13 protein-coding genes are annotated in these 14,353 nt (G+C 68.9%); 6 read left to right on the top strand and 7 right to left on the bottom strand.

From position 1 onward, the window contains the following. Positions 1–107: 107 nt before the first annotated feature. A complete protein-coding gene (locus NNI01S_RS08935) occupies positions 108–716 on the bottom strand; it encodes a hypothetical protein (RefSeq protein WP_063019482.1) in 609 nt (202 codons plus the stop codon). 242 nt (positions 717–958) lie between these two features. After that, positions 959–1,288 carry a hypothetical protein gene (locus tag NNI01S_RS08930; protein ID WP_063019372.1) on the bottom strand — a complete coding sequence of 110 codons (330 nt, stop codon included), beginning with the start codon at positions 1,286–1,288 and terminating at the stop codon, positions 959–961. 606 nt (positions 1,289–1,894) lie between these two features. Between NNI01S_RS08930 and NNI01S_RS08925 the strand changes: the two genes are divergently transcribed. Genes NNI01S_RS08925 through NNI01S_RS08910 form a run of 4 tightly spaced genes read left to right on the top strand, consistent with a single transcriptional unit; the run spans position 1,895 to position 6,148 of the window. Further along, positions 1,895–2,944, top strand: a complete 1,050-nt coding sequence (locus tag NNI01S_RS08925) for a helix-turn-helix transcriptional regulator (RefSeq protein ID WP_063019370.1) — start codon at positions 1,895–1,897, stop codon at positions 2,942–2,944. Then, positions 2,941–4,380: a pyridoxal phosphate-dependent aminotransferase gene (locus NNI01S_RS08920; RefSeq protein WP_063019368.1), complete on the top strand. Its 1,440-nt coding sequence runs from the start codon at positions 2,941–2,943 to the stop codon at positions 4,378–4,380. Before NNI01S_RS08925 ends, NNI01S_RS08920 begins: the two co-directional genes overlap by 4 nt. After that, positions 4,377–5,372 (top strand): Rossmann-fold NAD(P)-binding domain-containing protein, encoded by a 996-nt coding sequence (locus NNI01S_RS34385; protein ID WP_063019366.1) that lies wholly within the window; start codon positions 4,377–4,379, stop codon positions 5,370–5,372. The genes NNI01S_RS08920 and NNI01S_RS34385 overlap by 4 nt, the downstream gene beginning before the upstream one ends. 8 nt (positions 5,373–5,380) lie before the next feature. Continuing rightward, a complete protein-coding gene (locus NNI01S_RS08910) occupies positions 5,381–6,148 on the top strand; it encodes an SDR family NAD(P)-dependent oxidoreductase (protein ID WP_063019364.1) in 768 nt (255 codons plus the stop codon). Here NNI01S_RS08910 and NNI01S_RS08905 read toward each other — a convergent pair whose 3' ends face one another. Next, positions 6,149–6,787: a class I SAM-dependent methyltransferase gene (locus NNI01S_RS08905; RefSeq protein ID WP_063019362.1), complete on the bottom strand. Its 639-nt coding sequence runs from the start codon at positions 6,785–6,787 to the stop codon at positions 6,149–6,151. 110 nt (positions 6,788–6,897) lie between these two features. Here NNI01S_RS08905 and NNI01S_RS08900 point away from each other — a divergent pair, with 110 nt between their 5' ends. Next, complete coding sequence (locus NNI01S_RS08900) at positions 6,898–8,313, top strand: hypothetical protein (protein ID WP_063019360.1); 1,416 nt, start codon at positions 6,898–6,900, stop codon at positions 8,311–8,313. An 819-nt stretch (positions 8,314–9,132) separates the two neighbouring features. On the opposite strand, the gene NNI01S_RS08895 is transcribed toward NNI01S_RS08900, so the two are convergent. After that, positions 9,133–10,149: a stage II sporulation protein M gene (locus NNI01S_RS08895; protein WP_063019358.1), complete on the bottom strand. Its 1,017-nt coding sequence runs from the start codon at positions 10,147–10,149 to the stop codon at positions 9,133–9,135. Positions 10,150–10,192: 43 nt separating this feature from the next. On the opposite strand from NNI01S_RS08895, the gene NNI01S_RS08890 reads away from it, so the two are divergent. Beyond that, positions 10,193–10,993 (top strand): RDD family protein, encoded by an 801-nt coding sequence (locus NNI01S_RS08890; RefSeq protein WP_063019356.1) that lies wholly within the window; start codon positions 10,193–10,195, stop codon positions 10,991–10,993. On the opposite strand, the gene add is transcribed toward NNI01S_RS08890, so the two are convergent. The 3 genes from add to NNI01S_RS08875 form a co-directional block, all read right to left on the bottom strand. After that, positions 10,972–11,991, bottom strand: a complete 1,020-nt coding sequence (gene add / locus NNI01S_RS08885) for an adenosine deaminase (protein ID WP_063019354.1) — start codon at positions 11,989–11,991, stop codon at positions 10,972–10,974. The two genes, NNI01S_RS08890 and add, sit on opposite strands and share 22 nt — an antisense overlap. Positions 11,992–12,053: 62 nt before the next feature. Beyond that, on the bottom strand, positions 12,054–13,349 hold the full coding sequence (locus NNI01S_RS08880; RefSeq protein ID WP_063019352.1) for a DUF58 domain-containing protein: 1,296 nt from the start codon (positions 13,347–13,349) through the stop codon (positions 12,054–12,056). 3 nt (positions 13,350–13,352) lie between these two features. Then, positions 13,353–14,330: an AAA family ATPase gene (locus NNI01S_RS08875; RefSeq protein ID WP_063019350.1), complete on the bottom strand. Its 978-nt coding sequence runs from the start codon at positions 14,328–14,330 to the stop codon at positions 13,353–13,355. Positions 14,331–14,353 lie beyond the last annotated feature (23 nt).

Raw genomic sequence — 14,353 nt, 5'->3', positions numbered from 1 at the left:
CCCTGCGTCCACGACACCGAGAGAAGACATTGTCCTCTCGGATCGTTCCCAGCCTCGTGTGGTCTCTTCTCGAGGCTGGGAATGACTCGAAGGGTGCCCGCAAGCCACTAGTTCCGGGGTGAACTCAGCATAGGCTGATGCAAGTCGAAGTAGGCGACCTCACCCATGAGCGCGTTCTCCTCTTCGAACAGCGACCGCAGATCGTCCGGTATCTCCATCTTCTCGTGTTCGCGAGCCTCGGCTTCGGAGGTGAAGTAGACCGTCTCGACGAATCCGTCGTCGCCGAAGGTCGCCAGTGTGCCGCCGAGGATCTCCGGGCGTACCTCGTGCAACCGATCTCCCGACTGGGCCAGGATCTCGCGCATCCGTCCGGCGTCCCGCGTGTGGCCCTCCATGACCTGCACGAAACCGGCGCGATCGGAGCCGCCCTCCATCCACTGCGTGACGTCGGCGCAGTCCATGAACGTGACCGGCCCCTCGAAGCATTGCTCGGTCTCCCGCCACCAGGCGCCCTGTTCCGGGCGTTCGCTGTTGCGGCGAGCGGCTTCCGCGGATTCGAAGCGGGCCAGCGCGATGAACGTGCCGTCGTCGCACAGTCCGCTCGTAGTGCCGAGATAGCCGACGGCTCCCGGCTGCAATTCCTCGTTCCACCGATCCATGCAGCGCCGCAGCCGGGCCGGGTCGGCGGCCTTGCCCTGTATTACTTGGATGAACATCGGTTCCTCCTCGAACGGAGCGATCACTCCGCTTGTCGCCGGGCCGTCACCTCGTGGTCCACCGAGCGGGGACACCGTACGGCCCGCGAGCGCGGCCGGCGCAAGTCAATCGTTCGCCGACCGGTAGCCGCATGCAAGGCCGGGCCGCGGTCGTCCCGGAGGCTCTGGCGATCAGCCGAGGAAGGCGCGGTGCGCGGGGATGACGCGTCCGGGACCACGGCGGCGAGCCGTCTTCGCCCGGGTCAGGCCGGCAGTGGCGTATGGGTGCGGCAGGCTGCTTCGTGGTCGCGTTCGGTGATGCGGACGTACAACCGGATCAGGACATCGCGCAGGCTGACGCCCAGTTCCGACGCATGCATGGTGGCCAGTTCGAGGGCGAGGTCGCTGGTGATGGTGCCCGGATCGCTGAGCATTTCGTCGAGCGCCATCCCGCTCAGCGCTTGCTCGCGGGTCAGGATGACGCTGGGCAGCCAGCTGAGTTCCCATGCCGTGCCCGGGGAAAGGGGAAGCAGCCGTGCCGTTTCCGGGGTGATGTCGCTGGTGATGATCGCATCGGTGATGTCGAGTGCCATGATCCGCTCTCATTCACTCTGTTCGGGGGTGACCCGGACCCGCCACCCTCCGGGTGCGATGACCGTGCTCGGTCACGGCCCGAACGCGGTGGAGTCGCCCGTGCCTGGATTGTTCGGTGCCCGAGTCTTTCGGGAGATCGGCGCGATGACGGCCCGCGCCATGACGAGGTATCCGTATCCGGCACCTCCTAGAGTTATCGGGCCACCGAGGTAGGCATCGACGGAAACCCGTTGTGCCGACGTCGAATTGCGGTGGCTTCGAAAACCAGGCTAGGTACGGCCACGGCATGCTGTCAACGAAGCTTTAATGATTTGTGATGATATGAAATAAGCTTCGATGACCGAATATAATCATCCGGCACCGGAATTCGCTATACTATCGCACACTTATCCATCACCACTGCCAGGTGGATCTCGTGAAGCACGTTTCTGGGCCCCGGTATCAGCCTTCCATCACGAAGGTGATCGGGCGAATGGGATCTCCAGTTCGCAACGAAATCCCGCGAACGCGATTCATCGCATGCCTCTTGACATTTGATGATTAGAATGTTGCATCGTGACACTCCGTGAGCACGCGTATGCACGGCGCAGGATGGGAGGCACGGGATGGCTGACTCGGGCTCGGATGAGCAGGTCGGCAACCTGGTCCGCAGGCTACGACTAGAACGCGGCTACACCCAGGCGGCGCTCGCCACCAGAGCGGGGTGCTCCCGCAGTCTGATTCAGCAGATCGAGAACGGCAGCCGGATTCCGCCGCTCGCGCTGCGGGAACGCCTGAGCCTCGCCCTCGGCGCGGAACTGCCCACCGACGGCAGCGCCGATTCCGCGACCGATCCGACCAGCAGCGCCTACTACGACCTGCGAATGCGTTTCAACGTCCTGCTGGGTAAGGACCCCGAATTGGTCTCGCGCGCACTGAGTATCGCGCAAAGCCTGATCGATGCCTCCGGCGCGCGAGCGGAAATCGAGCCGCTGCGCCTGGTCGCCGATCGGCAATTGGAGCGCGCCGAGGAGATCCTCGCGCAGATTCCCTCGCGCAGCGCCACGGTATGGGAATGGAACACCGTCACCGACTGGCTGACGATCCTGGAACAGGCCACCACGTCGGTGCGCGCGATCCACACCGCTGATCTGGGCACGATCGGCGGCGACGTCGGCGACGACTATCACGCGGCGATCCTGCGCCTGGCCGACAAGACTCATCCGCCGAAGATCGACGTGCGGCGGATGTACGTGCTGGACGACATCTCGGATGTCTGGCCCTACGACGACAAACTGTGGAAGCAGGCCCGCTCGGGCGTGGAAAGCGTGCTGGTCAAGCGCGCACACGCCCGCAACGCGCAGAGCATGCTCGTGGTCGACGACCGCTACGTCGCGGTGGGGGAGTACGACTACTCGCGCCAGGCCCGAGTCGCGACGCGCTTCTCCGTGCTGAAGCACGACGTGGCGTTCGCGGTGCGGCGGTTCGAGAAACTCTACGATCTCCGACGCGCCGGGACGGCCGTCGTGGTCGACCAGATCGTCGCCGAGTCGCCGCTGGCGGAGTTCGAACGACTCACCCAGGGCAACTGCCGCAGCCTGTTCCGCGCCGCATTGCAGGAGAAATGGAACACCATGCCCGGACCGGGAGACTCTTCAGAAGGCGAGGTTCCGTGACTCAGAGCCAGGTGCTCACCCCTCCGCTCGCCGACCTGGCGACACTGACCAAGCGCTCCGAAGCCAGGAAGCGGGAAGTGCGCGGGCGGGTTTCGCGGGACGCGTGGTTCGCCGGCACCGGCGGCCGCCGCTACCCGGGCGTCATCGACGCCTACCACGGGGAAACCGGCCGGGCCCCGGACGCGCACGCCGTCGCCGCGCTGGACCGGGCGTGGCGGGAGAGTCTGCACATCGCGCCGTCCGCCGAGTACCTCGACGGTCGTCTCTACGACAAACGGCAGCCGCTGATTCTGCGGGAGCTGGCGGCGCGCAAGCTGTTCGAGCGCCTGGCGCATCCGGCGGAAGGGGCGCCCGGCGTCCGGGTGCGCCCGGAGGAGGTGATCGTCTGCCCGTACTCGAGCACGATGCTGCTCGAGGAGGCCGTGGCCACGCTGGCCAGGCCGGGCGGGGTGGTCGTGTGCCCGGAGGGCTTCTACAAGAGCTCCAGCATTCATGTGGAGAAATTCGGTCTGCGGATCGTGTCGTGCCCGGTGGGCTCCGACGACGCGTTCAAGATCGATCCGGCCCGGCTGGCCCGCTGTCTCGAGGAGTCGCGCGCGACCGGTGAACTGTGCGGTGTGCTGCTCACGCTGCCGGGCAACCCGGTGGTCGCGGACTACACCGCGACTGAGCTGGCGGAGATCGGCCGGGTGCTGCTCGACTGTGGTGTCCCCGTCATCTGCGACATGGCCTTCGACCGGCTGGTGGCCTCGCACATCCCGATCGCCGCACTGCACGTGGAGACCGAACGCGGCATCCGTCGGCTGTATGACGTGATGCTGACGGTCACGGGAAACTCGAAAGGCTACAACGCTTTCGGCCCCTGCAAGATGGGTGCGGCGTGCACCGGGGACAGCGCGTGGCTGGAGCGGATCCGGGAAAGGCTCACCATCTCCTTCCAGCGCGAGACCACCCATCTGGCTCGCGCGATCCTCGAGCACACCCCCGACGACTACTTCGAGCGCAACCACGCGCTGATGCGCGCGCAGATCGAGCGGGCGCGAGCGCATATCGCCGCGATCAACACCCGGCTCGGTGCCGACGTGCTGCGACCGCTGGGCAACCCCGAAGGGATGTTCGTCTCGGTGGTGTTCGATCGTGCGCGGCTCGACGGGGCGGGCGTGCGCACGAGTGCGCAGCTGGAAGATCTGTTGCTGGCCGTGGCCGGCGTCGACAGCGTCGCGCTCGACCGGACCGGCTCGCCGCGTCCCGGCGTCCGGTTGAACGTTCTCGCTCCGCGCAAAGCGCCCCGCCACGAATCGCCCGCTTTGATCGAGGAACTCTTCGACCGGATCGAGCAATTGTTCCGCGACATCGCCGGCGGGCTCACCTATCGCGACGCGCTCGCCGATCGAGGCCTGAACGCCCTGTCGGCGGGATCCAGGGCCACGCGGTGATCGTCGGGGTGCTGCGCGAGACCGCGCCCCGGGAGACGCGCGTGGCGCTCACTCCCGACGGCGCGCGCACGCTGTCGACGGCGGGCCTGCGGGTTCTGGTGGAGGAAGGCGCCGGGCGCGGCGCGGGTTACGCCGACGCCGCGTATCACGCGTCCGGCGCGGTCGTCGTCGCTGACCGTGCGACGCTCTTCGAGCGCGCGGGCATCGTCGTCTGGGTGAAGCCGCCCGCGTTCGACCTGGAGTCGATGCCGCTGCGCGCGGGGACGACGCTGGTCGGCTTCCAGGATCCGCACCACCGGCGCGATGAGATCGATCGGTTGCGCCGCCGCGGGATCGAATCGGTCGCTTTCGACGAGGTCCCGCGCGCCGACGCGACCACCGAGATCGATGCGCTGTCCATCATGAGCCGGATCGCGGGCGCGGAGGGTTACGCCGAAGGCAGGCGGCTGCTCGCCCCCGCACGACTCACCCGCCCGGTCCGTGCCCTCGTGCTGGGTTGCGGCGCGGCCGGGCTCGCCGCGATCACGGCGGCGCGCACGCTCGGCGACGAGCCGCCGACGGCGATCGGCAATCGCCTGGAACAGCGGGTGGCCGCGATCGCGGCGGGCGCCGGGCGATTCGTGCCGAACCGGGACGACAACGCCCCGCTGCTGGAGACGCTCGCCGCCACGCCGCCGGACCTCGTCGTCTGTACCGCCGTGCACCGCGGCTCCCCGGCGCCCCGTCTGCTCGGGCAGGCGGAGCTGGACGCGCTCGGCCCGGGAAGCGTGATCGTGGACTTGGTGGCCAAGGCGGGTGGCAATTGTGTTGCGACCGTCGCGGACCGCACCGTCACCCTGACCAACGGCGTCGTGGTCACGCACCGCTCCAACTACCCGGCCGGTCGTCCGGCGTCGGCCAGCCGGGCCTACGGCGCGGCGACGGCGGCCATGGTGCTGCGGATCGCCGGGAAGCGGCGAAGTCCCTTGACGCTCGATGAGAACGTGTTCTAATTTTTGGCATGCGCAGATTTGACGGCCGCCGCGTGGTGGTGACGGGAGCGGGATCCGGCATCGGTCAGGGCATCGCCCTGCGGCTGCTGGACGAAGGGGCGCAGCTGGTCGCCGCCGATATCGACGCGGCGGGCCTGGCGGCCACCGCGGAGAAGGCGGGCGACGGCGCGGAACGACTGCGAACGGTGGAGGTCGACATCGCCGATCCGGAATCGGCGCGGACCGCGATCGCGACGGCGCTCGAATTCCTCGGCGGACTGGACGTGCTGGTCAACGCGGCGGGCATCCTGCGGCCCGCGCGCACCCACGAGATGCCGCTCGAGGTGTGGGACCAGGTGATCCGGGTGAATCTCACCGGGACCTTCCTGATGACCCAGGCCGCGCTGCCCGCCCTGCTGGACACCGGGCGCGGCGTGGTGGTCAACCTCTCCTCCACCGCGGCCTTCAGCGCGGCGCCCTACCTGGCCTCCTACGCGGCGTCCAAAGGCGGCGTGAACGCGTTTACGCACGCCATCGCCTTGGAATACGCCAAGCAGGGCTTGCGTGCGGTGAACATCGTGCCCGCGGGCATCACCAGCGGAATCACCACGAAATCCATCCTCGACCAGCCCGAGGGCTTCGACCCGCAGCTGTTCTCCCGGATGACCGGATGGCTGAACGGCGGAGCGCTCGGTTCTCCGGAGGACATCGCCGGAGTGGTCGCCATGGTGGCCTCCGACGACGGGCGGTACATGACCGGCACCGAGATCCGGGTCGACGGCGGCGCGCTGATGTAGTCAGCGGGGCGTCGCCACCAGCAGATGATGCGGGATCGGCGTAGTCCCCAGCCGCCGGTGCTCGACCGCGCAGCCTGCCTGCTCCAGCGCCGCGATCACCTCCGGCACCGGGCGCAGGGTGAAGCCGTACGACGTGAACGGAAGCTTCGCCATCGCGTCGGGATCACCGACGCCGATCACCAGGCGGCCACCCGGCCGGACCACTCGGGCGAGTTCGGTGCAGACCGCTGTCAGGTCCGGCACGAAGTAGACGGTGTTGACGGTGATCGTGGCGTCGAGGCTGTCGTCCGGCAACGGCAGCGCGGTGAGCGAACCCTCGACCAGCCGGAGCCGACCGGCATCGATGTCGTCGCGGTGACTCGCGCGGGCGCGTGCCAGCATGTCGGCGGAGATCTCCACGCCGTGCACCATCCCGCCCGCACCGACGCGTTCGAGCAGCAGGGGCAGTCCCGCCCCACCACCGAACCCGATGTCGGCCGCGGCGCTGCCCGGGGCGAGGCCCGCCGCCTCCACCGCCCCGGCGATGGCGGCCTTGTTGCCGCGATTGAGCACGAAGGCGACGCCCTTGCCGAGGACGCCGTGTGGATTTCCGAGCTGACCGGCGAGGGTGGACAAGAGGCGGGCTCGGACGGAGTTCATGGGCGCCATCGTATCGGCGCGGGCCGTCCGGCCGGGGCGGCGAATGTCCGAATACTGTTTGCCCGGTGTCCGTTCGGACACCGCCCTGCCAAGCGAAGGACCACACCGCGATGCGCCGACCGATGACTCTGCTCGCCGCTTGCGCGCTGGCATTGCTACCCGCTCAGCCCGCCTCGGCGGCCGGACCGTGGGGGCCGATCGCGTCGCCGAATCCCTTCCTCGGACCGACCGGCACCGCCACTATGCACGGCGACGCGGGGTCTTCGGATGTCACGCCGCTCGCCGGTCCGGGCGCCGGCGTCGCGGCGGTCGGCGCGTACCCGCTGGCTTCGGCGTGTCCGACGCTGTTGGAAGGATCGGACCGCCTCGTGGTCGCGTTGTGCACCGCGATCGCGGGACAGACGCCGACGGTGTATCTGCTGGATCCGGCGGCGCCGGGTCCGTTGGCGCGCTCCCTCGCCGCGCTGCCGCTGGCCAAAGGCAGCCTGCTCGGTGGTGTGTACGCCTACCTCGATCAGGGCGACCGTTTGGTGGTGGTCGACGGCTCCAACCGGTTGCTTCGGGTGCGGCACGAGCGTGATGCGGCGGGAACGTGGCGGCTGATCAGCGAAGAGTCCGCCGATCTCGGGCCGGTGATCCCGGCGGGGGACAACGTGACGGGCCTCGTGCCGGACTGGTCGGGCAATGTGTGGTTCGCGACCGGCGGCGGAGTGGTCGGGTTCGTCACCGCCGCCGGGCGGGTCGCGGGGGCGACGTTGCCACCGGGGGAGCACGTGGCGAACAGCATCTCGGCAGCCCCGGGCGGACAGGTCGCGGTGGCGACGACGCACGCGCTGTACGAACTGCGCGTCGGCGCGTCGGGTGCTCCGGAGATCGCGTGGCGCGCGGCCTACGACCGGGGATCGGCCCGAAAGCCCGGCCAGCTCAGCTGGGGCACGGGCTCGACGCCCACCTACTTCGGCCCCGCGACCGGTGCGGACTATCTGACCATCGTCGACAACGCCGACGAACAAGTGCACGCCCTGGTGTATCGGACGGGGACAGGCGAATTGGTGTGCGCGGTTCCGGTGCTCGGGGAAGGCGGGTCCGGAAGCGAGAATTCGCCGGTCGGCATCGGCCGCTCGGTCTTCGTGGCGAGCACCTATGGCTATCCGTATCCGGCGCTGCCCGAGGGGGCGGGGCCTGCTGTGCCGCCGAGCGCGCCGTTCACCGGCGGGATGACGCGGGTCGATGTGGCCGACGACGGATGCCACGTCGTATGGGAGAACCGGATTCGCAGCGCTGCCGTGCCGCGTCTGTCGACCGCCGACGGCGCGCTCTACACGGTCGCGCGGCTCGGTCTCGACCAGACCACACCCCTGGACGGGTACGCGTTCACCGTCCTCGATCCCGACACCGGTGCGATCACCGCCGCACACCCCCTTCCCGGCACGATCATCGAAGATCCTTTGCAAACCGCTCCGCTCATCACCCATGACGGTCGGCTGCTCCAGGGCACGGTGACCGGGATACTGCGGGTGGGTTGAGCCCCCTTGCCGACGCGGGAGTGATTCAAGTCACTCTCATTCAGTGGGATTCGATGCAGGGCGGCGCCTCGCCAGTGTGAGCCGGGCTTGCGTCCGCGGAAGTCGAACCGCTCTGCCGATGTGACGTGGGTCTCGCCAAGTGGCGTGTCCCGGTGTCGATTTCGCGCGCCGAGAGGCCCGGGAGCAGCAGGTGAGGCGAAGATCACATGACTCGTTATGGTTGCGGCCCAGGTGCTGAATCAGGTGCCCGGAGCAGGTGAACCAGACGCGTTTCGCTCGCCGGTTAATGCCGAGCCTGTCGGGGAACTGGCCGGTCTTCCTTGCGCACCGCTATGTCTTTACCCGGTTTATTACCGCGTAAACAAACTTGTGGTCTCTTTCTATTGGGTGGTGGTCAGCAACTGGCCTTTCGTGCAAATGAACGTGCAGGTGAAGGCGGTTCTCAGCAACCATGGAGGGGTCTATCCAATAGCTCGGCTAACGCCTCGAAGCAGTTCCGTTGCCTTGCCGGAGCGGATTGCGGGAGGCTATTCCGCCGGTGTCGCCGGAGTGCTCACCGGCCTCCGAAACTCCGGTCGCGCGGGTCGCATGCGGTTAGCTGGTTCCGGGGGGACGGAGGGTGCGGCAAGGGTTTGCTGGCCCGCTGCTTTATACGCTTGACCTCGGCGGGAAGGGTTGCGTAGGGATAACGATTGTGTAGAGTTGACGGTAACGCTGGCCGCAGCTAGAGCAGCGACTCGCTGCGGCCAGCGGAACTCAAATGGGGGACATCCGAAACGATCCGGCGCCGCTTGCTGCCGATTGTCCCAGTCACTTCGCTCAGCGTGTGCTGAATGTTGGCTGCGTCACACCGCCGAGCTGCTCGCCGACCACCTCGACACCGGAGTTCGTCTGCTCGGTGACCGCGCGGCGCCCCATCCCGAAGACGTAGGCCAGGAACAACGCCTCGGCAGTGAACCCGATCGCGATCCGGATAACGACGGGCAGCGGGCTCGGCGTCACGAATCCTTCGATGAGGCCACACACCAGCAATACGCCGACCAGCCCTAGCGCGACGGTCGCGGTCGCCCGCCCCTGTCTGGCCACGGCCTCCACCCGGCTGAGCCGTCCAGGATCGATCAGCGTCCAGCCGAGTTTCAGGCCGACGCCGCCCGCGACGAACACCGCGGTCAGCTCCAGCGTGCCGTGCGGAAGGATGAAGCCGAAGAACGAATCCAGCCGCCCCGCTTCGGACATCAGTCCCGCGCTGACGCCCAGATTGAGCGCGTTCATGAACAGCAGGTAGACCGCGGGCAGGATCAATACACCGGTGAAGAGGGCGATCGCGGTCACCCACGCGTTGTTCGTCCACACCTGCGCGGCGAAAGCTCCTTGCGGATGCTCCGAGTAGTACGTCTCGAACGCGCCGCCGGGCGCGGTGAGACTTCCCGTGTCCTCCGGGATTCCGAGAACGTCGCGGGCCGAGTCGAACCGCTCCACCCAGACGGCCAAGCCCGCCGATACGCACAGGAACACCGTGGCCACGCCGACCCACCAGGGCCATGACCGGTAGAGCGCGGCGGGGAAGCGATGGCTGAAGAACCGGCCGATCTCCGGCCAGGTGTCGGCCCGCGTCCCGAGCACCCGCCCGCGCGCACGCGCGAGCAACGCGCTCAGTCCGGCGATCAGTTCGGGGTCCGGGCTGTGCGACTGCAGCCGGGCCAGCTGCTGGGAGGTGCGGCGGTAGAGCAGGACCAGTTCGTCGGCCTCCGCGCCGGTCAACTTCCCGCGCTTGGACAAGTAGTCGAGCCGGTCCCACGCCCGGCGGTGAGCCAGGCTGTATGCGTCCACGTCCATTCGGTTGCCTCCCACTCCCGCCGGTCGCAAGAATGCTATCGACATGGCTGAGTTCACCACCGGCGAAGCAGTGGCCCTGGAACTGCCGATCGCCCGGATCCCCACGAGGGCCACCGCGTTCCTGATCGATGTGCTGGCGCAGTGCACGCTCGGGTTCGTCCTGCTGTTCGCCGTCGTCACGCTGCTGCTGCCCGCGGGCCTGGACTCGGCCTGGCTGGACGTGGTGCTGCTGGTCACCATCGTGACCGTGCTGGTCGGTTATCCGGTGACCTGTGAGACCGCTTGGCGCGGACGCACTCTGGGCAAGCTGATGCTCGGGCTGCGCGTGGTGCGAGCGGACGGCGGGCCGATCGACTTCCGGCACGCGCTCACTCGCGGCCTGGCGGGCGCGATCGTCGATTTCTGGATGCTCGGCGGGTTCGGCGCCATCGCGGTGCTCACCTCGATCTGCTCGCCGCATGCGCGGCGGATCGGTGACGTACTCGCGGGCACCGTGGTCGTGCACGCGCAGCGCCCGCTGCCGCCGCCCGCGCTCGCGCTCGCGCCGCCGTGGCTGACCGGTTGGAGCGCACAACTCGACCTGTCCGGCCTGCCGGAGGATCTCGCGCTGTCGGTGCGGCAGTACCTGACGCGCTTGCGTACCTTGACTCCAGCGGCGCAACACCAGCTGGGCGCCGCGCTCGTGGCCGAGGTGTGCGGGCGGCTGCGCGTCCCGCCGCCTGCCGGTTGTCCTCCGCCGCAGATCCTCGGCGCGGTCATCGCCGAGCGACAGCGCCGGGTGCTGCCGCGGCCGGTGTATCCGCCGATGCCGCTGCGCCCCGCTCAGCCGTTCGCCGCGACGTAGTCGTCCACTTCGCGGAGAAAGGCGTCCTGCCGGGCGGGCGTCAGCCAGGAAGCCCGGAACGAGTTGCGGGCCAGCTCGGCCAGCCGATCGATGCCCAGGCCCGCCTGCTCGGCCAGCGCGAGATAGTTGTCGGCCACGTAAGCCCCGAAATAGGCGGGATCGTCGCTGTTGACGGTCACCGTCAGCCCGCGGTCGAGCAGTCCGACGATCTCCGCGGACTTCATCTCGGCGGTGACGAAGGAGTTCGACACCGGACAGCAGGTCAGCGCTATGCCCTTCGACTTGGCCAGCTCGACCAGACGGTCGTCCGCGACGATGTTCGTGCCGTGGTCGAGGCGGTCGACGGCGATGTCCTCCAGCGCCTGGCGGATGTGCTCGACCGAATCCGGCTGGTCGATGTCGCAGTGCATGGTCAGCAGGAACCCTTCCGCGCGGGCGCGCTCGAAGACGGCGGCGAACTTGCTCGGAGGGTTGCCGCGCTCGTCGGAATCCAAGCCGACCCCGAGGATCCAGCTCTTGTACGGCAGCGCTTCCAGCAGCGTCGCCATGGCGTACTCCGCGGAATGATCGCGCAGGAAGCACAGGATCAGCTCGGCGGAAATCCCCAGCTCCCGCCGCGCCCGCGCGATCGCCGAGCGGTATCCGCTGATCACGGTGGCGAACGGGACCCCGCGCCCGGTGTGCGCCTGCGGATCGAAGAACAGTTCGGCATGGCGCACGCCTTGGCCGTGCGCCCGGCGCAGATAGTCGTAGGCGAGGTCGTGGAAGTCCTCCGGACGCTGCAAAACGCGCATCGCCGGGTAGTAGACCCGCAGGAACGACGTCAGATCATGGAAGCGATAGGTCTGCTTCACCTCGTCCACGCTGTGCTCCGGCAGTTCGATACCGTTGCGCCGGGCCAGGTGGAACTTCAGCTCCGGCTCCAGCGTCCCTTCCAGATGCAGGTGCAGTTCCGCTTTGGGCAATCCGCGGACGAAGGCGGCGAGATCCGAGGCCATGGGGCCATGATCCTCCTGGGCGGGCCGGCGAGCACGTCCTTCGGCAAGACCATGGCCGGAACTCAGAGCGCGCCGGACTGTTTCAGTTCCAGGTATTCGTCCGCGAGCGCCTCGGGCAGCCGTTCCGGGGACGCGGCGACGACCGCGATACCGGTGCGGCGCAGCGATTCCTGGACCAGCGCGCGCTCGGCGAGCACGGATTCGGCCGCGGCCGCGGCGTACAGGTCGGAGAGTTGCTCGCGCCGGGTGGCGGCCGCGGCGATCTCGGGGTCGATCACCGAGACGATCAGCACCCGGTGCCGCTGCGCCAGCACCGGCAGCACGGGCAGCAGGTTCTCCTCGACCGCGGCGCCGTCGAGACTGGTGAACCAGACGACCAGGCTGCGGCGGCGGGTGCGCTGAACGGCAGCCCGCACGAGTCCGGCGCTGTCGGTGTCGACGAGGGCTGGGGTGATGCCTGCCATCGCGTGCATCAGCTTCAGCTGCAATCCCTTTCCGCCGACCCCACGGACCTCGGCGCGCGGCCCGCGGTCGAAGGCGAGCAGGTCGACCGTGTCCCCCGCGGCGGCGGCCAGACCGCCGAGCAGCAGGGCCGCCTCGATGCTCGCGTCCAGGCGCGTACCGTCACCCACCCGGCCCGCGCTGATCCGGCCGGTGTCCAGCAGCATCAGCATGTGCCGGTTGCGCTCCGGGCGCCAGGTGCGGACCAGGACGTCGGTGGCGCGGGCGGTGGCGCGCCAATCGATGGCGCGCACGTCGTCCCCGGCGACGTACTCGCGGAACGAATCGAACTCGGTGCCCTGTCCGCGCAGCGTGGTGACATTGCTGCCCTCCAGGTGTTGCAGCCGCTTCACTTTCGAGCGCAACAGCCGTTCGGCGCGGAACGCGGGCAGCGCGCGGACCCGGGCGGGCACGTCGCGCCTCGTCTGCCGCCCCGCCAGTCCGAGGGGGCCGAGCAGCCGTACGGTGACTTGTCCCGCGACCCGATCGCCGCGGTAGGTGGGCGTGAGCGTGGTGCGGAAACGGACCTTGGTGCCCGGCGCGAGTTCGAGCCGGTGTGTCCGGTTCTCGGCGCGCGCGCTGTCGGGCCAGTCGTCCCAGACCGTGCCGCGCAGCCTCCGGGCTCCCGTGTTGACCGCGACGAGTTCCACCTCGACCGAGCGTCCGAGCCGCACCGTGGTGAGCGTCTCGCGTGACAGCGCGAGATCGCGCGCACGTCCCACCGCGCCCAGGTCGACGAGCAGTCCGGCCGCAAGGGCACAGGTCACCACCACCACGCCGATCACGGAAGGCAGGACCAGGGTGACGAACAGGGCTGCCACGCCTGCCGCGGCGGCCAGCCGACCGGTGACGACCATGCGCTACACCGGGACCGGAACCGACAGCAGCAGCGACGACAGCACGCTCTCGGTGGTCACGCCGTCCAGCTCGGCCTCCGGGCGCAGATGCAGGCGGTGCCGCAGCACCGCGACGGCGACGGCCTTCACGTCGTCCGGCGTGACGAACCCGCGCCCGTTGAGCCAGGCGAACGCGCGGGCGGCCGCCATCAGCGCCGTCGCGCCGCGCGTCGAGGCGCCGTGCTGCACGGCGGGCGAGGTGCGGGTGGCCCGGCACACGTCCACGGTGTAGGCGAGCACCTCGGGCGTGATCGTCGTCTGGGCGATCGCGGCGCGGGCGGCGGTGATGTGCGCCGCGCTCGCGACGGGACGCAACCCCGCGGCAGTCAGATCACGGGGATCGAAGCCCGCGGCATGGCGTTGCAGAATGCGGAACTCGTCGTCGCGGCCGGGCAGGTGGATGTCCACCTTGAACAGGAACCGGTCCAGCTGCGCCTCCGGCAGGGGATAGGTGCCCTCCTGCTCGATCGGGTTCTGGGTGGCGACGACGACGAACGGATCGGGCAGCGGCTGTGGCTTCCCGTCCACCGAGACCTGGCGCTCCTCCATCGATTCCAGCAGCGACGACTGGGTCTTCGGAGGCGTGCGGTTGATCTCGTCGGCGAGCAGCAGGTTGGTGAACACCGGACCGTGCCGGAAGGTGAACTCCGCGGAGTGCGGGTCGTAGATCTGCGAGCCGGTGACGTCGCCTGGCATCAGATCGGGGGTGAACTGCACCCGCGCGTGGTCGAGGTCCAGCGCCGTGGCCAGCGCCCGCACGAGCAGCGTCTTCGCCACGCCCGGCACGCCTTCGAGCAGCACGTGGCCGCGGCACAGCAGTGCGAGCACCAGATACATGACCGCGTTGTCGTTGCCGACCACCGCCTTGCCGATCTCGGCGCGCAGGGCGTGGAACGCGGCGCCCGCCTGCTCGGCCGTCGGGGTGGTCTCGGTGCTGGTCATTCGATCTCCTGTGGTTCGCGGGC

The sequence above is a fragment of the Nocardia niwae NBRC 108934 = DSM 45340 genome (genome assembly GCF_001613465.1).
In the GTDB taxonomy this organism is placed as follows: Bacteria; Actinomycetota; Actinomycetes; order Mycobacteriales; family Mycobacteriaceae; genus Nocardia; species Nocardia niwae.
Note: the sequence above shows the minus strand (reverse complement) of the source record. Positions and strands in the feature narration are given on the sequence as shown.